Annotated in this window: 15 protein-coding genes; 5 read left to right on the top strand and 10 right to left on the bottom strand. The window is 70.6% G+C overall.

All coding sequences use genetic code 11. The features are described 5' to 3' along the window. The first annotated feature begins 41 nt into the window (after positions 1 to 41). Entirely contained in the window at positions 42 to 1109 is a 1068-nt protein-coding gene (locus tag ABZU25_RS25285; protein ID WP_355031850.1) for an NADH:flavin oxidoreductase/NADH oxidase, read from the top strand. Between the two features lie 44 nt (positions 1110 to 1153). Here the strand turns inward: ABZU25_RS25285 and ABZU25_RS25280 are convergent, their stop codons facing one another. After that, entirely contained in the window at positions 1154 to 4660 is a 3507-nt protein-coding gene (locus tag ABZU25_RS25280) for an ABC transporter ATP-binding protein (RefSeq protein ID WP_355031849.1), read from the bottom strand. Positions 4661 to 5537: 877 nt separating this feature from the next. Between ABZU25_RS25280 and ABZU25_RS25275 the strand changes: the two genes are divergently transcribed. Next, positions 5538 to 6101, top strand: a complete 564-nt coding sequence (locus tag ABZU25_RS25275; RefSeq protein WP_355031848.1) for a hypothetical protein — start codon at positions 5538 to 5540, stop codon at positions 6099 to 6101. Positions 6102 to 6484: 383 nt separating this feature from the next. On the opposite strand, the gene ABZU25_RS25270 is transcribed toward ABZU25_RS25275, so the two are convergent. Then, entirely contained in the window at positions 6485 to 7324 is an 840-nt protein-coding gene (locus ABZU25_RS25270; RefSeq protein ID WP_355031847.1) for a GNAT family N-acetyltransferase, read from the bottom strand. After that, entirely contained in the window at positions 7254 to 8594 is a 1341-nt protein-coding gene (locus tag ABZU25_RS25265; protein WP_355031846.1) for an MFS transporter, read from the bottom strand. Before ABZU25_RS25265 ends, ABZU25_RS25270 begins: the two co-directional genes overlap by 71 nt. A gap of 112 nt (positions 8595 to 8706) precedes the next feature. On the opposite strand from ABZU25_RS25265, the gene ABZU25_RS25260 reads away from it, so the two are divergent. Beyond that, a complete protein-coding gene (locus ABZU25_RS25260) occupies positions 8707 to 9288 on the top strand; it encodes a PadR family transcriptional regulator (protein WP_355031845.1) in 582 nt (193 codons plus the stop codon). A 67-nt stretch (positions 9289 to 9355) separates the two neighbouring features. Here the strand turns inward: ABZU25_RS25260 and ispG are convergent, their stop codons facing one another. The 6 genes from ispG to ABZU25_RS25230 form a co-directional block, all read right to left on the bottom strand. After that, positions 9356 to 10528, bottom strand: coding sequence for a flavodoxin-dependent (E)-4-hydroxy-3-methylbut-2-enyl-diphosphate synthase (gene ispG, locus ABZU25_RS25255; RefSeq protein ID WP_355031844.1), 1173 nt, complete (start codon positions 10526 to 10528; stop codon positions 9356 to 9358). 9 nt (positions 10529 to 10537) lie between these two features. Then, positions 10538 to 11788 carry a site-2 protease family protein gene (locus tag ABZU25_RS25250; protein ID WP_355031843.1) on the bottom strand — a complete coding sequence of 417 codons (1251 nt, stop codon included), beginning with the start codon at positions 11786 to 11788 and terminating at the stop codon, positions 10538 to 10540. Beyond that, positions 11788 to 12999, bottom strand: coding sequence for a 1-deoxy-D-xylulose-5-phosphate reductoisomerase (dxr, locus tag ABZU25_RS25245; protein WP_355031842.1), 1212 nt, complete (start codon positions 12997 to 12999; stop codon positions 11788 to 11790). Before dxr ends, ABZU25_RS25250 begins: the two co-directional genes overlap by 1 nt. Before the next feature lie 43 nt (positions 13000 to 13042). Next, positions 13043 to 13678 (bottom strand): Uma2 family endonuclease, encoded by a 636-nt coding sequence (locus ABZU25_RS25240; RefSeq protein ID WP_355031841.1) that lies wholly within the window; start codon positions 13676 to 13678, stop codon positions 13043 to 13045. A 341-nt stretch (positions 13679 to 14019) separates the two neighbouring features. After that, positions 14020 to 14217 carry a DUF397 domain-containing protein gene (locus ABZU25_RS25235; protein WP_355031840.1) on the bottom strand — a complete coding sequence of 66 codons (198 nt, stop codon included), beginning with the start codon at positions 14215 to 14217 and terminating at the stop codon, positions 14020 to 14022. Next, positions 14207 to 15088: a helix-turn-helix transcriptional regulator gene (locus ABZU25_RS25230; RefSeq protein ID WP_355031839.1), complete on the bottom strand. Its 882-nt coding sequence runs from the start codon at positions 15086 to 15088 to the stop codon at positions 14207 to 14209. Before ABZU25_RS25230 ends, ABZU25_RS25235 begins: the two co-directional genes overlap by 11 nt. A gap of 213 nt (positions 15089 to 15301) precedes the next feature. On the opposite strand from ABZU25_RS25230, the gene ABZU25_RS25225 reads away from it, so the two are divergent. Then, complete coding sequence (locus ABZU25_RS25225) at positions 15302 to 15541, top strand: hypothetical protein (RefSeq protein WP_355031838.1); 240 nt, start codon at positions 15302 to 15304, stop codon at positions 15539 to 15541. Then, positions 15538 to 15894: a hypothetical protein gene (locus ABZU25_RS25220; protein WP_355031837.1), complete on the top strand. Its 357-nt coding sequence runs from the start codon at positions 15538 to 15540 to the stop codon at positions 15892 to 15894. Before ABZU25_RS25225 ends, ABZU25_RS25220 begins: the two co-directional genes overlap by 4 nt. On the opposite strand, the gene ABZU25_RS25215 is transcribed toward ABZU25_RS25220, so the two are convergent. Further along, complete coding sequence (locus ABZU25_RS25215) at positions 15884 to 19525, bottom strand: CARDB domain-containing protein (protein ID WP_355031836.1); 3642 nt, start codon at positions 19523 to 19525, stop codon at positions 15884 to 15886. The two genes, ABZU25_RS25220 and ABZU25_RS25215, sit on opposite strands and share 11 nt — an antisense overlap. Positions 19526 to 20020: the final 495 nt, after the last annotated feature.

Below are 20020 nucleotides of genomic sequence, written 5' to 3'. Positions count from 1 at the left end.
CCCCCGGGGGGCCTGTCGCCGTCTTCGAGAGGATGAACCCCATGAGTTCCCTGTTCACCCCCCTGGCCCTGCGCGCCGTCACACTGCCCAACCGGGTCGCCATGGCGCCCATGTGTCAGTACTCCGCCGGCCCGGACGGTCTGCCCACCGACTGGCACCTGATCCACCTGGGCAGTCGCGCGGTCGGCGGCGCCGGTCTGGTGCTGACCGAGGCGACCGCCGTGCTCCCCGAGGGACGGATCAGCCCGCAGGACACCGGGCTGTGGTCCGGCGCGCACGTCGACGCGTGGCGACCGGTGACCGCGTTCGTCGCCGCCCACGGCGCGGTGCCGGCCGTGCAGCTCGCGCACGCCGGGTTCAAGGCCTCCACCTACCGGCCGTGGGCGCCGGCGCGCGGTGGCGTGCCGGACGCCGAGGGCGGCTGGACGCCCGTCGCGCCCGGTTCGGAGCCGTTCACCGCCGGCTACCGGGAGCCGACCGCCCTCGACGAGGCCGGCATCGCCGGTGTGGTCGAGGCGTTCGCGGTCGCCGCCGCGCGCGCGCTGGCCGCCGGCTTCGCCGCCGTGGAGATCCACGCCGCGCACGGTTACCTGCTCAACGAGTTCCTCTCGCCGCTGACCAATCACCGCACCGACTCCTACGGCGGCGACCGGGCCGCCCGGATGCGGCTCACCCTGGAGGTGGCCCGCGCGGTGCGCGCCGCGGTCGGCGAGGACGTGCCGGTGTTGACCCGGATCTCGGCCACCGACTGGGTCGAGGGCGGTTGGACGATCGAGGACAGCGTGGTGCTCGCCGGTGAGCTGGCCGGCGTCGGCGTCGACCTGGTCGACTCTTCCTCCGGCGGCGTCAGCACGGACCAGCGCATCCCGCTCGGCCCCGGCTACCAGGTGCCGCTGGCCGCCCGGATCCGCCGCGAGGCTGGCGTACCCACCGGCGCGGTGGGCCTGATCGTCGAGCCCGAGCACGCCGAGCAGATCATCGCGGGCGGCGAGGCCGACCTGGTGCTGCTCGGCCGGGAGCTGCTGCGCGACCCGTACTGGCCGCGCCGGGCCGCCGCCAAGCTCGGCGTCGTCTACTCCGGGCCGGCGCAGTACGCCCGCGCGGCCTGATCCCGCCGGTGGGGCGGCTGCCACGCCGGCAGCCGCCCCACCGTTCAGCCGGCGAGATGCGACCAGTCGCCCTCCAGGTCCTGCCAGCTGCCCTGGGCCGCCACCGTGCCATTGAGCAGCACCACCACGTGGTCGGCGCGGACCAGCGCGGCGCGCTTCGCGGTCGAGCCGACCACTGTCACCCCGTGTCCGCGCAACGCCTGCCACAACGCCAGCTCGGTGGTGACGTCCAGCGCCGACGACACGTCGTCGGCGACAAGCAGTTCGGTACGCGGTGCCAGCGCCCGAGCCAACGCCAACCGCTGCAACTGCCCGCCGGAGAGCCGGGTGCCCTTGTGCCCGATGAGCAGACCCAGCCCACCGCCGGCGGCAGCCAGGTCGTGGTCGAGCTGGGCGGTGCTGACCGCGTCGGCCGCGTCCACCTGGTGTCCGAGCGCGATGTTGTCCGCGACCGTGCCGGACAGCACCCGGGGCAACTGGCCGACGTAGCCGACCTGGTTGGGGCGCAGGAACAGCTCCGGCTCGGTGACTGGGTCGCCGTTCCAGGCCAGCTCACCGGTGTGGTGCACGATCCCGGCCAGCGCCCGCAGCAGCGAGGACTTGCCCGACCCCACCGGCCCGACGACAAGCACCAACTGCCCCCGCTGCACTGTCAGATCCACGTTGCGGACGGCCACCGTGCCGTCGGAGTGCACCACCCCGAAACCGCGCAGCTCCAGCCGTCGCAGCGGATGCCGCGGCGCGGGCGTCGGCGCGGGCGCCGTCCCGGCGGCCAGGTCGACCGCGGCAACCCCCGCGGAGTACGCGCTCACTCCGGTCATCGCCACCGTGCGCCGCGTCCAGACCCGCGCCGACGGTAGCTGGGAGATCAACGAAGCGGTGGTCCAGGCGAACCAGCGCGCCGCGCCCAACGTGGAGACGGCCACCAGCACCGTCCCGGCGGAGAGCGAGCCGCTCAGGTAGAGCGCCCACGCGCCGATCGGCAACAGTCCGCTGGCCATCGACGGCGTGGAACGCGCCCACACCTGCACCGAGATCTCCCGCCGCTGCCGGTCGCTGCGCAGCACGTCCAGGCTCGCCAGGTGGCGCAGCACCGCACTGGTCGCGCCGGCGAGCTTCACCGTCCGCGCCGCGGAGAGCGCGGAGACCAGCGCCGTGGCGAAGGCGGCCCGCGCCGCCACCGTCGCCCGGGCCGCACGTTCGAGTTTCGGCCCGAACAGCGTCGCGGCCAGCCCGGAGACGACCATCGTGCCGAGGAAGAACAGCCCCGGTACGACACTGCCGGTGACCGCCGTCATGGCGACCACCAGGACCAGCGCGACGCACTGGTCCAGCACGTTGTCGGCGAGCTGGACCACCCGCTCGGTGTCGCCGCCCTGCGCCACGACCTCCGCCGGGGTGTGCGAGCTGACCCGGCGCGGCCCGGTCTGGCCGTGCACCAGACGCAGGCCGATCCGCAGCATCTGCCGCACCCACCACTGCGGGAACCAGACGTGGGTGTAATACGGCAGCGGCAGGGTGACCAGCAGCCCGGCCACGATCCCGACCGCCGGCAGGTACGGGTTGCCGGTCCCGTCGACCAGGTCGGCCCAGAGCCAGGGCAGCAACGGGCCGTCCATCCCCAGCAGGCTGAGCCCGAGGAACAACCCGATCGCGGCCAGCCCGTACCGGGGATCGTTCAGGCAGAGTCGGACGATCTCCCGCAGCGTCCGGGCCGGCGGCACCGGCGGCAGCGGTGGTGGGTCGGCCCGCGTCGGCCCGACCTGCTCGACCGGCGCGGTGGTCGGCTCACTCGGCCAGGCGTCGGCCGGGCCGGGCCCGACCAGCAGGTCGGTGCCGACGCCGGCGCGGCCGGCCGGTGCCACCGCGGCGTACGCGGCGGCGTGACTGGTCGCCAGCAACTCGGCGAAACGCGTCGACGTCTCCAGGGGACCGGCCTCGACCACCGCGCCGTCGGCCAGCACCACCACCTCGTCACAGCGGCGCACGGAGGAGAGCCGGTGCGCGATGACGATGCCGATCCGGTCGCGCAACAGTCGTTCGGTGGCCCGCTGCACCCGCGCCTCGGTGACCGGATCCAGCCGCGCGGTGGCCTCGTCGAGGATCACCACGTGCGGGTCACGGACCAGGATCCGGGCGAACGCCACCAGCTGCTCCTGGCCGGCGGAGAGCACGTGCCCGCCCTCCCCCAGACGGGTCGCCAACCCGTCCGGCAACTCGGCGATCCAGCCGGCCAGGCCCAACTCGTCAAGTGCCTTTGCCGCGGCGTCGAGCAGCTCCGGGTCGTAGAGCGCGACGTTCTCCGCGAGAGTGCCGGCCAGGATCTCGGTGCGCTGCGGCACCAGTGCCACCCAGCGGCGCAACTGCTCGACGTCGAGGTCGCACAGGTCGGTGCCGCCGAGGAAGACCGTGCCCGACGGCACGTCGACCGCCCTGGTGAGCACCTTCGCCAACGTCGATTTGCCCGAGCCGGTCCGCCCGATGAGCGCGTACGAGCGTCCGCGCGCGAAGGTGAGGCTGAGCCCGCGCAGCGCGGCCCCCCGGCCACCCTCGGGGCCGCTCACCTCGTATTCGAAGGTCAGGTCGCGGATGCGCAGGTCACCCTCGGTCGGGTTGGCGCCGCCGACGGGCTCCTGCCGAGCCTTGTGCAGCAACTGCACCCGGGCCCACGCGCCCAGAGCCTCCTGGATCTCCGGCACCATCCGGCTGACGTGTTCCGCGGTGGCCCCGAAGGCCAGGGCGAGCAGCCAGATGGCGGTGAGCCGGGCGGCGTCGATCCGGTCGGTGGTCAACGCCCAGGCCCCGCCGAGCACCACCGCGCCGATGCCGGCCCGGATCGTCGCGGTGGCGGCCGCGGCCACCCGGGCGGACAACACCCAGACCAGGCCGCCCCGGGACAGCACGGCGGCGGCCCGCCGGGCGTAGAGCCGCAGCACGTACGGCCGGGCCAGGCTGGTGCGTACGTCGTCCTGGCCGTGCACCGCCTCCTCCATCACGGCGGCCAGGTCGGACCACGCCTCCTCCTCGCGCATCCGGGCCGGCGCGATCCGCGCGGTGGGCCCCCGCAGGCCGGCTGCGAGCAGCACCGTGAGCAGCAGCATCGCGACCCCGGCCGGCCACCACACGGCCAACGCCACGATCATCGACAACAGGCCGACGCAGAGGCCCTGGGCGAGCCGGGTGCCCTGGTTACGGATCGCCGACGCCACCTGGTAGACGTCCCCGTCGATCCGGTCGAGCAGCTCGCCCACCGGGGTGGTCTCCAGGGTGGGCAGGTCCTGCCCGAGAGCGACCCGGCACAGCCTGCGGCGTACGTCGGCGGACCAGTCGGCGGTCACGCCGGCCATCAGCAGGCTCACCGCGAGGTCGCTGAGCACCACCGCGACCAGCGCCGCGGCCAGCACGGCGAAGAAGCCGGCCGACCGGTGCACCAGCACCGCACCGGCCAGCGCCGAAGCGCCCGCCTGACCGGCGGCGCCGAGCAGGATCAGGACGGCCACGACCGTCATCCGACGTGCCGAGGTGCCCCACAGATCACGGAGCAAACGCATGGAAGTCCTCCGGGCGTGGGGGTGGCGGAGACTTCAGCCTGGCGGCGCCGACGCCCAGATTCAACCGAATTTCCGGCCCTGAGCAGGGCGTCAGGCCTCACCCACCCCATGATCGACTCGACTTCCGTGAAGTCGGGGTATCAGCCCGTCCCGGATACCGCGATCTCCATGAAGTCGAGTGGATCATCCCTGGTGTGGGTGGTCTGGTGCGCACTGTCGGGTTCCGGCGTAGGAGGGACGAGCCGGTGCGCGGTTGTCCGTTTCGGGGGCGTCTGACCTGTGACCGGGTGCACCGGTGGGCCGGAATCGTGGCGTGGCCGGGGTCGTTACACACCCTGGACGATCGCAGCACCACCGGCCCGCCACCCCGCTCGCCGGGCTGGACCGCTGGTACCCGGGTCGGAATGCCGACCCCCGCCCGATCGTTGAAGTCTCCGCAGACGACCGCTGAGCGCCCCACCCCCATCGGGTGCCACGGGATGCCCCCCGGAAATGACCCCGGCCCGCAGGTCGTTACACCTGGACCTGGCACCACAAGCCCCCGCTCGTCGGTCGCCGACCCTGGCACGAGCCCCCGCTCGTCGGTCGCCGACCCTGGCACGAGCCCCCGCTCGTCGGTCGCCGACCCTGACGCGAGCCCCCGCTCGTCGGTCGCCGACCCTGGCACGAGCCCCCGCTCGTTGGTCGCCGACCCTGACGCGAGCCCTCCGCTTGAGAGGTCGCCGGATCCCGGGCGTCGCGAGCCTCCGGCTCGCCGGGCGCCCACCCCCAAGACTTCCCCCGTTTGTTTGTGCAGCGCCGGACGAGGTGCTCTCACCCGTGCCGCCGACTCCCCGGTCAGTGGTTGGGTGTTCCTACCCCCGAAGGAGCTACCCCCATGAACACGATCATGCGTAAGAGTGTGCTGTCTGTTGCTGGTCTCGCGTTCGCCGGTGGTGTGTTCGCCGGTCCGATCGCCGCCCACGCCGCCACCCCGGTCGAGGGCAAGCCCGCCACCGTCGCGGTGCAGACCACCGCGCCGAAGCCGCAGGGCGACCAGCCCCACATCACCCTGAACGACGAGCAGACCGCCAACGCCAAGGCGATCATCGCCGCGACGAAGAAGGCTGGCCTGCCTGAGCGCGCCGCGGTCATCTCGATCGCGACGAGTCTGCAGGAGTCGAAGTTGGAGAACCTGGGTCACCTGGGTGATATGAACGATCATGACTCGCTGGGCCTGTTCCAGCAGCGCCCGAGCTCGGGTTGGGGTTCGCCGGAGCAGATCACCGACCCGGCCTACTCGACGACGGCGTTCCTCAAGGGCCTGCGCCAGGTTGACGGTTGGCAGGACATGCCGCTGACCCAGGCCGCGCAGACCGTGCAGGTCTCCGCCTACCCGGACGCCTACGCGCAGTGGGAGCAGCAGGCCACCGACCTCGTCGCCCAGCACTGGAACAGCTGACACCAGCACCACCGCACGACACCGACCGCCGGCCGGCACCCCCACCCGGGGTGCCGGCCAGCGGCGTTCGCGTATGCGGATGGGTTGTGGGTGCGCGACGCGTCGTCGCCCGTTGTGCGGGGGCGGCAATTACCGCGGCTTGGTCCGCTGTTGTTCGGAGATCTTGGACAATTTCCGTTCGCGAAAGACGAAAAGTGTCCAAGATCTCGCGGCAAGCGGCAGGGATCGGCCCACGGTACGCGGGCCATGGCACTCGGCCCCACGGCCCCACGGCCCCACGGCCCCACGGCCCGACGGCCCGACGGCCCCACGGCCCCACGGCCCCACGGCCCCACAGCCCCACAGCCCCACAGCCCCACAGCCCCACAGCCCCACGGCCAGGATTAGAAGAGGATGGTGGCTAGGGTGCCGATCGGCTGGAAGCCGCAACGCTCGTAGACCCGGCGGGCCGGGAGGTTGAAGTCGTTGACGTACAGGCTGACAGTGGGGGCGACCCGCAGCAGCGCGTCGCGGACCACGGCCGCCATGGCGGCTGTCGCTATCCCCCGGCCCCGCCACTCCGGTGCCACCCAGACGCCCTGGACCTGCGCCGTCCGCTTGGTGACCACGGCCAACTCGGCTTTGAACACGACTTTGCCGTCGACGAAGCGGGCGTACGCCCGACCGGACCGGACCAGGTCGTTGACCCGTCGGCGGTAGCTGCGCCCGGCGTCTTCGGCCAGCGGGGAGACGCCGACCTCCTCGGTGTACATGGCGACCGCGGCCGGGAAGAGCCGATCGACCTCGCCGGAGCGGACCTGGCGTACCTCCGGGTCGGCCGATACGGGTGGCAGGGTGTCAGTGGCCAGCAGTGGCTGGTTGGGGCGGACGTCTCGCGCTGGCCCCCAGGTGTCGGAGAGCCGGTCCCACAGCCCGAGCACGGCGTCGGCTCGGCCGACGATGGAGGAGCAGAGCCGCTCCTCGCCGGCGAGCAGGTCGGCGAAGGCGGCCACCGCGGCGTCGGTCGCCAGCACCGGCGTGAGGTTGCCGCCGAGCCAGCACAGCGATTCCAGGTTGCGGCGCGCGCCGTACCCCAGGATTCTGCCCTCGGCCCGCCACCAGGAGAGCCCGCGCGCGGCGATCCGCTCGGCGACCTGCGCGCCCGCGAACGGGTCATGGTCGAGTAGACGCTCGACCGCGCGGCGCTCCGATTCCCCCAGTTGGCGTACCGGCACCGTCAGCACGACTACCAGCCTGCCAGATCGACCCCCCGCTCCGCCGGTCGAGTGGCAAGGCCGGCACCGCCTCCGGCGGTCCGCTGATCGGCCGGGTCCGCCCGGCCCACCGAACGACCGGGGGCACAAGTGCCCCGAGCAGGAGAAACAGGGCACCGAGCACCAACCAGCCCGGTACGCCCCAGCCGAGCGCGAGGGTGGTCACCACCGCCGGCGCGAGCATCTTGCCCAGTTCGTAGCCTATGCCGTACGTCCCCTGGTACTGCCCCTGGGCGTCCGCCGGCGCCAGCCCGAAGGAGATGCCCCAGCCGGCGGCGGAGTGCCACAGCTCCCCGGTCACGTGGGCGAGTGCCCCGACGCCGAGCAGGCCCACCGCGCCGACGGTGGGCAGTGCGCCGCTGGCGGCGAAGAGGACGCAGGCCAGGGCGATGGCCACGCCCGCGCGACGGGCGGCGCGGGCGGCTCCGGGCAGGGTGGTGGCGCTCTGTGCGGCGCGGACCTGGAGGAGCACCACGAGCACGGTGTTGACAAGCGTCAACGCGGAGATCATCCAGATCGGTGCCCGGGTGTGCCCGGCGATCCACAGCGGCAGGGCGATGGTGAGCAGGCTGAAGTGCATGGACATCAGCCCGTCGACCAGGGTGAAGGCGAGGAACGGGCGGTCCCGCAGGGCGACCAGTCGGGGGCCGTGCGTCGGGGCGGCGACCGGGGCGACGCTGGGCAGGCCGAGGAAGATCGTCGCCGCGGCCAGGGATGCCCCTGCGGCGGTCAGGATCAGCGCGACGTAGCCGGTTCGGGTGTCGGCGGCGATGGCGAGGCCGCCGAGGACCGCGCCGACGGAGATCCCGACGTTGGTGGTGGCCCGCAGGTAGGCGCGGGTGCGTACCCGTTGGTCGGCGGGGATGGCTCCGGCGATCAGCGCGCCCCGGGCGCCGCGCTCGATCGCGTCGGCGAGCGCCGTGGCGGCTCCGACCAGCACGAAGGTGGGGAACGACCGCACGGCGATCAGACCGGTGGTCAGGGTGCCGGCGGCGAACAGCGCGCCGACCTGCACGCCGCGTGGGCCGACGCGGTCGGCCAGGTAGCCGCTCGGTGTGCTGGCCAGCACGCCGACGAGCGCCGAGATGGTCAGCCCCACGCCCACCTGGGTCGCCGACAGGCCGACCGAGCGGGTGAGGAAGAGCGCGCTCGCGACGAGCCAGAGGCCCCGGCCGACGGTCTTGACCAGGGTTCCGATGGTGAGGACGCGGGCCGGGCCCGGCGGGGGAAGCAGGCGCATGACCGCGACGCTAGCAAGACGGACGTACGGTTTGCAATCAAAGACTTGTCGGCGATGCATTGCCGATATATCGTTGATGCATCAGCGACAGTACGAGGAGAGGACGAACCCGATGCGGTTCCACCGACAGCACCACCCGATGCACGAGGCCCGGATGCGGGGATTCGGCTTCCCGCCGATCCCGCCCGGTCCGCACGAGCACGGACACGGCGGCCCCTGGGGCGGTCGAGGCCGTGGCCGGGGTCGGGGCCGACGCCCCAACGTCCGGGCAGCCGTGCTGGCCCTGCTCACCGAGCGGCCGATGCACGGTTACGAGATGATCCAGGAGATCGACTCCCGCACCGGCGGTGCGTGGCGGCCGAGTCCGGGCTCGATCTACCCCACCCTCCAGCTGCTGGAGGACGAGGGTGTGATCGTCGCCAGCACGGAGGAGTCCGGCGGCGGGCGGAAGCGGTTCACTGTCACCGAGGCCGGCCAGGCCGAGGCCACCGAGGCCGCGCAGACCCCGGCGTGGGCGGACGTCGCCCAGGGCACAGTGAGCAGTTGGCACGACATCCGCGACTCCGGCGCGCAGGCGATGAACGCCCTGCGTCAGGTGATGATGAACGGCACCGACGACCAGCGTGAGCGGGCCGCCCAGGTGCTCGACGAGACCCGGCGCAAGCTGTACGCGATCCTCGCCGAATCCGAGTGACACGAGGCCGCACCCAGCACAAAGCGGCCGTTCCCCACGGGGAACGGCCGCTTTGACAAACGGAAGATCAGTGCACGGTGACGGTCGGGCCGGTCACCAGCCCCCGCAGTTCCTCGGGAAGCTCGGCGCCCATCTCGTCGGCGATCCGCAGCGCCTCCTCGATCAGCGTCTCCACGATCTGCGCCTCGGGCACCGTCTTGACGACCTTGCCCTTGACGAAGATCTGACCCTTGCCGTTGCCCGAGGCGACGCCGAGGTCAGCTTCGCGGGCCTCACCCGGACCGTTGACGACGCAGCCCATCACGGCGACCCGCAGCGGCACCGGCAGCCCTTCCAGGCCGGCGGTGACCTCCTCGGCGAGCTTGTAGACGTCCACCTGGGCGCGTCCGCAGGACGGGCAGGAGACGATCTCCAGGCCCCGCTCACGCAGGCCCAGCGACTCCAGGATCTGGTTGCCGACCTTGATCTCCTCGACCGGTGGAGCGGAGAGCGACACCCGGATGGTGTCGCCGATCCCCTCGGCGAGCAGGGCGCCGAAGGCGACAGCCGACTTGATGGTGCCCTGGAAGGCCGGGCCGGCCTCGGTGACGCCCAGGTGCAGCGGGTAGTCGCACTGCTCGGCGAGCTGCCGGTACGCGCGGATCATCACGACCGGGTCGTTGTGCTTGACCGAGATCTTGATGTCGCGGAAGCCGTGCTCCTCGAACAGCGAGCACTCCCACAGCGCCGACTCGACGAGCGCCTCGGCGGTGGCCTTGCCGTACTTGGTCAGCAGCCGCTTGTCGAGCGACCCCGCGTTGACGCCGATCCGGATCGGCGTACCGGCGGCGGAGGCCGCTGCCGCGATCTCCTTGACCTTGTCGTCGAACTGGCGGATGTTGCCCGGGTTGACCCGGACGGCCGCACAGCCGGCGTCGATCGCGGCGAAGACGTACCTGGGCTGGAAGTGGATGTCGGCGATCACCGGGATCTGGGACTTCTTGGCGATCGCGGGAAGCGCCTCGACGTCGTCCTGCGAGGGCACTGCCACCCGGACGATCTGGCAGCCGGACGCGGTCAGCTCGGCGATCTGCTGGAGCGTGGCGTTGACGTCGGAGGTGAGGGTCGTGGTCATCGACTGCACGGAAACGGGAGCACCGCCACCGACCGGCACCGAGCCAACCATGATCTGGCGGCTGGCCCGACGGGGTGCGAGCGGCGGGGGCGGCACGGCGGGCATACCGAGACTGATAGCTGTCACTTCAGGCACTCACCTTGAGAAGAGCGTGATGGGGTTGACCACGTCCGCGGCGATGGTCAGCAGCGTGAACGCGCCACCGATCAGGATCACCACGTACGTGAAGGGCATCAGCTTGAGGTAGTCCACCCGGCCGGGGTCGGCCCGGCCGATCCGGGCGTAGAGCCAGGAGCGGGCCCGTTCGAACCAGGCGATGGCGATGTGGCCGCCGTCCACCGGGAGCAGCGGCAGCAGGTTGAACACGCCGATGAAGAAGTTCAGCGACACGAAGAGCATGAAGAAGACCAGCCAGGCGTTGTTCTCCACCGCTTCGCCGCCGAGCCGGCTGGCGCCGACCACGCTGATCGGGGTGTCGACGTCCCGTTCGCCGCCGGTGAGGGCGGTCCACAGGGCGGGGACCTTCTGCGGGAGGCGTTGCAGCGCCTGCGCGGTGCCGACGGCCAGGTCGCCGGTGAAGTCGGCGGTCGCGCCGAAGGCTCCGACTGGCCCGTACGTCACCCGGGTGGGGGTGCTGGGGACGAGCCCGACGCCGAGCGCGGCCACCGGCGCGGCGGCACCGCTCGGGTCGTCCAGCGGCGGGCGCTGGGTCTGCGCGAGCACGGTGCTGGTGCTGCCCGGCTGCCCGTCACGGACGTACTGGATCTGCGTGGTCTCCCCCGGCTTGAGCGTGCGCAGGGTGGTGAGCAGGTCGCCGTAGTTGCCGATCGGGGTGCCGTTGATCGAGGTGATCCGGTCGCCGTTGCGCAGCTGCGCCTGGGCCGCCGGGCTGGCCGCGTCGGTGGACGTGCACGCCCGCACCGCGTTCTCCGGCACCACGCACTGGCTGAGCTGGATCACGGCGGGCTCCTTGCGGGCCTCCGTGTCGGTGGTGGGGAAGTCCGGGTTGGGCAGGCCGGCGGAGACGGCGAGGATCCAGATCGTGACCAGGGCGAGCGCGAAGTGGGTGATCGAGCCGGCGGCCATCACGATCGTGCGCTTCCACACCGGGTAGCGCCACATCACCCGCGACTCGTCGCCCGGCTCGACGTCGTCGTCCTGCGGGGTCATCCCGACGATCTTGCAGAAGCCGCCGAGGGGGATGCCCTTGACGCCGTACTCGGTCTCGCCCCGCCGGAACGACCAGATGGTGGGGCCGAAACCGACGAAGAACTTGGTGACCTTCATCCCGAACGCCTTGGCGGTCAGCAGGTGACCCGCCTCGTGCAAGCTCACCGAGATGAGGATGGCCAGGGCGAAGAGGACCACCCCGAGCAGGTACGACATCAAGCTCCTTCCACCGAACCCGCGATGATCTCCTGCGCGTGCGCGCGTGCCCACGACTCGGCCGCGAGCACGTCCTCGACGGTACCTGGTTCGGCGAAGTCCGGAGCGTCCTCCAACACGCGTTCGAGGGTGTCGACGATGCCGAGGAACGGCAGCCGGCCCGCCACGAACGCCGCCACGCACTCCTCGTTCGCCGCGTTGTAGATCGCCGGGCGGCTGCGCCCGGCCTCCCCGGCGGCCTTCGCGAGGGCGACGGCCGGGAACGCCACGTCGTCCAGCGGGGCGAACTCCCAGGTGTGCGCCGCCGTCCAGTCCACCGCCGTGGCCGCCTCCGGCACCCGGTCCGGCCAGCCGATGCCCAGCGCGATCGGCAGCCGCATGTCCGGTGGGCTGGCCTGGGCGATCGTCGACCCGTCGACGAACTCGACCATCGAGTGGATCACCGACTGTGGGTGCACCATCACTGTGATGTCGGCATACGGCACGTCGAACAGCTCGTGCGCCTCGATCACCTCAAGCGCCTTGTTGACCATGGTCGCCGAGTTGATCGTGACGACCGGCCCCATGTTCCACGTCGGGTGCGCGAGGGCCTGCTCCGGTGTGACCTGCGTCAACTCGTCGCGGCGTCGACCGCGGAACGGCCCGCCGCTGGCGGTGACGATCAGCCGCCGCACCTCGCCGCGCGCCCCGGACCGCAGGCACTGGGCCAACGCCGAGTGCTCCGAGTCGACCGGCACGATCTGCCCCGGCCGCGTCACCGCGGCCTTGACCAGCGGGCCGCCGGCGACGAGGGACTCCTTGTTGGCCAACGCGAGGGTACGACCACCACGCAGCGCGGCCAGCGTAGGAGCGAGGCCCAGCGAGCCGACCACCCCGTTGAGCACGATGTCGCACGGCCACTGGGCCAGCTCCGTCATCGCGTCCGGGCCGGCCACGATCTTGGGAAGCTTGAAGTCGCCGGTGGCCCAGCCGCGCCTGCTCGCCTCGGTGTAGAACGCGAGTTGCAGGTCCTGCGCGGCGGACGCCCTGGCCACCCCGACCGCCTCGACGCCCAATTCGAGGGCCTGTGCGGCGAGCAGCTCGACGTTGCCGCCGCCCGCACCCACGGCGACCACCCGGAACCGGTCCGGGTTGCGCCGGACGATGTCGATGGCCTGGGTGCCGATCGAACCGGTGGACCCGAGCAGGACGAGGTCGCGGGGGGAAGTCACGCGGCCATTGTTCCCCACCGTCACTGAACGCCCGCTGGGAGCCTCAGCCCGCCCCCTCCGCCTGCTCCTCCTCGTCCAGCAACTCGGCCGGGTCGATGGAGAACTCGAACGGCTCCCGCATTGCGAAGGTGCTCCCCGCGGCAGCGGCGGCCAGCGGCCGGTACTCCCCGTCGACCAGCTCGAACAGGGCCATGGTCGGCACCCGGTTGCGCAGGTCCACCCGGAGGAAGAACGGCACACCGGCGGCTGCGTACTCCCGGGGACGGTCGATCACGTCCTTACGCCGGTTACCCGGCGAGACGATCTCCCCCAGCAGCACCGCCTCCGCAATGGGGACCGTTGTGCGGCCGCCACCCGACTTGGCCAGCACCGCGATGTCCGGGATGAAGAGATCATCGCCGGACAGGACGTTGATCTCCGGGTAAACCCAAAACCCAGCCTTTCGCGCAGCACGGTGCAGCACGTAGGGCAACTCTCGCTCGACCGACTGATGATCGATTCCCGCATGTGGTGTCACGATCACGCTTCCGCTCAGGACCTCAACCTTGGGGCCGTTGGTCTCCGGCAACAGGTCGAGGGCGAGCTGCGCGGTCCACGGCTCGTCGTGCCACCGCAGCACGTCGAACGACGGCTCGGTGTGCTGCGGCGCCGGCTCCGGCGCGAACGCTGCCTGGGCCATCCGGGCTCACCCCCTCAGCGGACCATCCTGCTCGGCTCAGCCTAGCCACCGCCGCCCCAGTTGTGCGTCATCGCAGACCCAGTCCGACACCCAAGTGGCTGACGGTCAGCCGCACTGCTCCTGATCAATGGGCCCGGGTGACACTGCCTGCCCCCGGCACCAAAGTGCACGAGTGTTTGTGCAGATAGCGGCGGCCGGTGCGATCCGGGGCGTCCACCCGGCACCCTCCCCAGAAATCGCGGGGGGCGGCTACCCCGGACCTGCGACAGATCTTGGAGGGAAATCGCCCCTCCCGGGGCCGGATTCTTCCAAGATCTCGGTGAACGAGTTCGCCGAGCGGCTCAGCGGCGGTTGTTCGACTGCTGTGCGCGGGTTGAGGCGATGAAGGCGGCCCAGGCCGAGGGGGTGAAGGTCAGTACGGGCCCCGGGCGGTCCTTGCTGTCTCGTACACCGATCGCGTCGGTGAACCCCGCCACCTCGACGCAGTTGCCCTCGCCACCGGACCGGGACGACGTGCGCCAGACTCCGTCACGCACCATCAGTCATCTCCTTCGCTATGGTCGCCATCAGCTCGCGGGACTCGTCGAGGCTCAGCGCCCGCTCCCCGAGGGAGCGCCACGCGTCCTCGTAAATCTCGATCTCGTGGGTCTTGTCAAGGTAGACCGCACCGCACGGACCGTCCATGTAGATGGTCGTCGGCTCGGGCTCGCGCACCTCGGACGGGAAGTCGAGCATGGTGAAGGTGCCGGCCTGCGCCCAGCGCACCAGCCCCGCGTCGAACGGCAACACCCGGATGCCGATGTTGTGCTGCCGTGACGACACCACAAGCGACTCCATCTGCCGGGCCATCGCCGACCGATCGCGCAGCGGGCGACGCAGCACCGCCTCGCTCAGGATGACCTCGAGGCGCGGAGCGCGTGGCACTGCCCTGGCCAGCAGGCGTTGGCGGCGCAGCCGCACGTCGACCTTCGCCTGACGTTGCTGCTCGCCCATCTGCGGATGGTCGGTGGCGATCACCTCGGTCATGTACTCGACCGTCTGCAACAGCCCGGGAACGAGGTTCGCCTCGTAGTGGCGGATGCGGGTGGCGGCGGCTTCCAGCCCGACGTAGAGCTTGAACCAGTCCTTGATCGCTTCGCCGTAGCTGTGCCACCAGCCGTGCGCCTTGGTCTCGCGGGCCAGCGCCCTCATGGTTTCGATCGTCTCCGGAGACGCGCCGTAGACCCGGCACATGGCCGCCACGTCGTTCGGGTGCATGGGAACCTGACCGGTTTCGTAGCGCCAGATCCGGGGTGCCGACCATTCCAATTCCTTGGCCGCCGCGGTGACTGTCACATACGCATTTTCGCGAAGCTCCCTCAGGTATCTGCCGAGTTGCCTCCGTGGGACCGTGCTGCCGGAGTCGTCCACGTCATCTCCTTGGTTGTCGTCGCGTAAGACACCTCGTCCCTTGGTCCGCATTCTGCCGCGAAACATTGCGTTGGGCCAGCAGTAAAACGACCATCGTGGACATCCAGACAACAGCTTGGGGCGGTCACCTTCGTGAGCGCTATACCTCAGAGTCATATTTATACCTGTGAGGTATATCGCTCATCGAGAGGTCGCCGCCCGGACGGGAGGACCATGAACCCTATCGATGATCTACCGCTGCCGCCCTACGTGACTACTGAGGACGTCGTGTTCGCGCTGAGAGCGGTCACCGTGCACGCCCCCGAGCGGCCCAACGGTGAGCGTTGTCGCAAGGACGGGGCAGCACACCCGTGCCGGCTGCACCGCTGGGGCCGTCGTGTCCTGGAGCAGCGCGGCCTGACCGACGAGCAGGTGCAGACGCTGATCACCGGCGGAACGGTGGCGCTGCGATGACCCCCGAGACCGGAGACCGCCCAGGGCCAGAGGCCCGGGCCGCGCCACGGTGGATCATTCACCTGCCGACCACGCTGACCAGCCTCGACGAGGTGACCGCCCTGGCCGTGGCGCTACGCGACTCGCTCGGCCACCTCGCCGTCGTCGACTTCGGCGAGACCACGCTCAGCGAGGAGGACGCGCAGTTCCTGCGTACCCGAGTGTTCTGTGACGCCGCGTTGGGCGGCGCGGGCCGTTGCCGGCGGCGCGATGCCCACGACGGACCCTGCGCGGCAGTGCCCAGCACGGAAATCGGGGTGTCCGCAGCACGCGGACACCCCGATTTCCTGGAAACCGTGTGGATCAGGGAGTGATGACGAACTGTGAGCCAGGCTGGATGACGATGTTGCCGTCGGCCGAGTTGGTGATTGTCACGTTCGTCAGGTTGGCGTTACCGCGCGCGCCGCTCATCGCGAGGATGCCCGCGCCGTTGTTGGACTTGTCGATCCGCACATTGGTGATGGCGACGTTCGGGATGTTGCCGCCGCCGTTCTTGAACTGGATGCCGTCGAACGTGGAGTCGATGATGTCGGTGTCCCGGATGGTGACCCCGACGATGTCCCGGGTGGCCGGGAAGAGGGTGATGGCACCGAATTCCTGGTCCTCGTTCCAGAACGCGCCGCCGGTGCGGTAGAGCCCGTTGTTGGCGATCAACGTCGTGCCGGAGAACGGCAACGGGTCGTGGTCGGTCGCCAGCATGATGCCCGGGTAGTTCGCCGTGTCGTAGATCAGGTTGTTCTCGATCGAGTTGTCGTAGCCGCCGTAGATGGCGATGCCGTTCGCCCGCCACGGCAGTTGGATGGTGTTGTTGACGAAGTGGTTGTCGTGGGCGATGTCGACGGTGCGGTCCTTCACGTACGGGTTGGCCCAGACGGCCAGCGCGTCGTCACCGGTGGTACGGAACGACGAGTTGAACACCCGCGAGTTACGCGTGCCGTTGCTGAAGTTGATGCCGTCGGCGTACGTGTCGCGGATCCGCATGCCGCTGAACTCCAGCCCGTCCGCCGGTCCCCACAGGTCGGGGATGTTGTCGTAGTCGCGACCCACCCAGACACCCACGTTGGCGTGCTCGATCCACACGTTGCTGATCTTCGTGCCGGTGCCGAAGCGACCGTTCAGACCCACGCCGCCCTCGCCGTTGCCGTCACCGCCCCGGATCCGGCCCGAGCCGAAGATGGCGATGTCGGAGATCTGGGTGTTCTTGTCGATGTCGAAGCCGAAGTTGCCCTCGTGCGGGTGGTTGATGCCGCCCACCACGTTCTGCGGCTCGGTCAGCGTGTAGAGCTGCGAGTGCCACATGCCGGCACCCCGGATGGTGACGTTGCTGATGCCTACCTGGTTGTGCGTACCCCGATTTTGCGGGTCGTCGGTCAGGATCTTCTGCTCCTGCCGCCACTGCCCGGCGGGGATCCAGACGCAGCCGATGACACCGTTCTGGTCGTCGGTCACCGCCCGCTGGATGGCGGCGGTGTCGTCGAGCCCGTCGTTGGGGACCGCGCCGTACGACGTGATCGAGGTGCAGCCGGCCGGCTGGCTCGCCGCCGGCGCCACCTGCTCCAGGTCGATCATGTCGATGACGTAGAACGAGGCGCTGTCACCCGAGTCGCGCTGCAATTTGAACCGGGTGCCGGCCGGGTACGACTGCGCCAGCAGCGCGTTCGACTCGTCGAAGAGCCGTCGGGCGTCGGCCTGCGGGGTGTTGGTGAGCGCCTCCGGCCCGTCGGTGTTGCCGTAGAGCCAGCTGTGCTTCGACGACAGTGTCAGCTTGCGGGAGAAGACGTCGTTGACGTAGAGGCTGATGGTCGCCTCGATGCCACCGCCACCCGGCGCGTCCGGGATGGAGTTGCGCACCACTATGGAGTTGGCCTGGTTGGCCGAGGTGAACTCGACGAACTGGCCGGTGCTGGTGAGCCGTACCGACTTGCGACCGGAGGACTCGCTGGCGAAGTTGGTGTGCCCGAAGGTGCGCAACGGGTCGGCCTCCAGCAGCGTGCCCTGGTAACGGCCGGCCTCGGCCTCGTAGGAGACGTACGGAACGGCAGCGCCGCGCCCGACCACTATCGACTGGCTGAACGCGTTGTTTGTCTCGTTGGTCTCGGTGACCACATTTGTGGCGTCGGCGGTGGCGGTGATGGAGGCGCCACCGCTGGTGGCGGTCCAGCTGCCGGTGACGGCCACGGTGGCCGTCGCGCCGGCGGCGATCGAGGCGGTGTTGGTGTTGAGCGTGGTGCCGCCCACCACCAACCGGGTCACGGTGGTCGCGCCGGTCGCGGTGGTACCCCGGTTGCGCACCGCCACGGTGAAGGTGACGGACGCCCCGACCGCCGGGTTCGGCGGGTTCGAGGCGATGCTGAGCACCTGGAGATCCGGCCCCGGGGCCTGCGCCACCACCAGCGGCGACGCCGCCGTGAAGCTGTTGTTGCCGTTGTTCTGCTCGACGATCGTGTTCGTCGGGTCCACCACCGCCGTGACCGCGTAGCTGCCCATCGGGCGGCTGCCCGCGTTGAACGACACGGTGGTCGAGGCACCGGCGGCGAGCGCGCCCACCGTGGCGCTGCCGACGACCGCGCCGGCCAGGCTGAAGTTGACAGTGGTCGCGCCGGCGGACGCCGAGCCGATGTTCTGCACCACGGCCGAGAGGATGACAGCGCTGACCTCGCTGGGCGAGGTGGGCGACCAGGTCACCGAGCTGACCACCAGGTCCGGGTTGGGCGCCGGCGTGCCGCACACCTCAAGCTCGGCCACCTGGCCGGACGGGGCACCGGTGTTGCCGGTGAACCGCAACTGCACGTCCGCCGTGGTCGCGCTGACCGGGATGGTCACCACGTTGGCGCCCTGGACGAACTGGTAACTCGCCGCCGAGACCAGACTGGTGTACGCCGACGACGCCTGGTCGCGGCCGAGGACCTGGATGGTCTGGGTACGGGTGCCCCAGGCCGAATCCGGGTTGAGCTTCACTGTGACGCCGGAGATCGAGTGGTTCGCGCCGAGCGCCACCGTCAGGTTCTGCGGGTAGCTCGCCGCGCCCTCCCAGTAGGTGCCGAGCTGACCGTCGTTCGCCTTGTCCGGCGTGAAGCTGAAGGTGGAGCCGCTCGCCGTCATGGCCTTGCCCGATGCCACGTTGGTGCAGGCGGGCGGGTTGCTGCCGGTCCGGGTGACGGTGTTGCTGTTGCCGGACAGGTTGCCCGCGCCGTCACGGGCGCGGACGTAGTAGGACACTGTCGCCGTCGCCGGTTGGCTGTCCTGGTAGTTGAGGACGGTGCCGAGCGTCGCGATCAGGTTGCCGCCCCGGTAGACGTTGTAACCGGCCAGGCCGCTGCCACCGGAGTCGGTCGACGCGCCCCAGGTGAGCGTGATCGTGCTGCCCGACGTGCTCTGCGACAGCGTCCCCGGGGTGCTCGGCGCGGTGGTGTCACCGGTGGTGCCGCCGCTGCCGTACACCTCCAGCTCGGAGAGCTGCCCGGCCGGCCAGCCGCTGTTGGCGGTGACGGTGATCCGGACGTAGCGGGTGGAGGCCGAGCTGAAGTTGATCGTGACGGTGTTGCCGCTCGCCGGGTTGAACGTGTACGTCTGCGACCCGACCAGGGTGGTGATCGACGAACCGTTGGTGCTGCCCTGCACGCTCAGCGTCTGCGTCCGGGTCCCCCAACCGGAGGCCGGGAGCTTCAGCACGACCTGGTTGACGCTCTGCGACGAGCCGAGATCGACCTGTACCCACTGCGGGAAGGCGTTGTTGACGCTCTCCCAGTAGCTGCCCGCGTTGCCGTCGACGACCCTCGACGAGTCGTAGACGTCGGCGTGGCCGCTCTCCTGGGTGGGACGGCCCTGGGCGAGGTTGGTGGCCGCCGCGGCGAAGCCGGCGCTCGGCGCGGTGGCCGTCGTCTCGACGGGGCGGATCGCGCTGGCCGGGTTCGCCAGGGCCGTCGAGCCTGCCGTGGCGATCATGGCGGCTGCGGCTGTCGCCGCCACCATCCTGAACAGATTCGTTCGTCTCATCACTGTCCTGTCGTTGGGGGACGGCACCACAGGTGGCGTGACCACGCGGTGAGGGCGTGCGGGGGTACGGGTGAGGGAGTGCGGGGTGAGGGAGTGCGGGGTGAGGGCGCGCGGAGGTGCCGGGTGCGGGGGCACCACGGAAGCGACTAGCGTTGTTTTCCGAGCGTGTGCAAGAAAACAGGCACGTCTTTGTCCAAATCTTGCATCACTTTGACCAAAGGTTACTGACGTGATACGAGAGCGTCAACACTTCGACCACCGTGACTATTGACGACCTTGGTCGCGCGGTAGCCAGCCCTCCAAGCCGGGCGCGGACGAGCCGCCCGGCAGGAGGCATCCACCGTCATGACGACGACAGCGACCAACCGACTCCGGGTGCCCCAGAAATCGACGATCAGCCAATCGTGCCTCGGCAACCGGACACAGGTGGGAATCAGCCTGGCG

The organism is Micromonospora sp. NPDC005215, from assembly GCF_040607915.1.
In the GTDB taxonomy this organism is placed as follows: domain Bacteria; phylum Actinomycetota; class Actinomycetes; order Mycobacteriales; family Micromonosporaceae; genus Micromonospora.
Note: the sequence above shows the minus strand (reverse complement) of the source record. Positions and strands in the feature narration are given on the sequence as shown.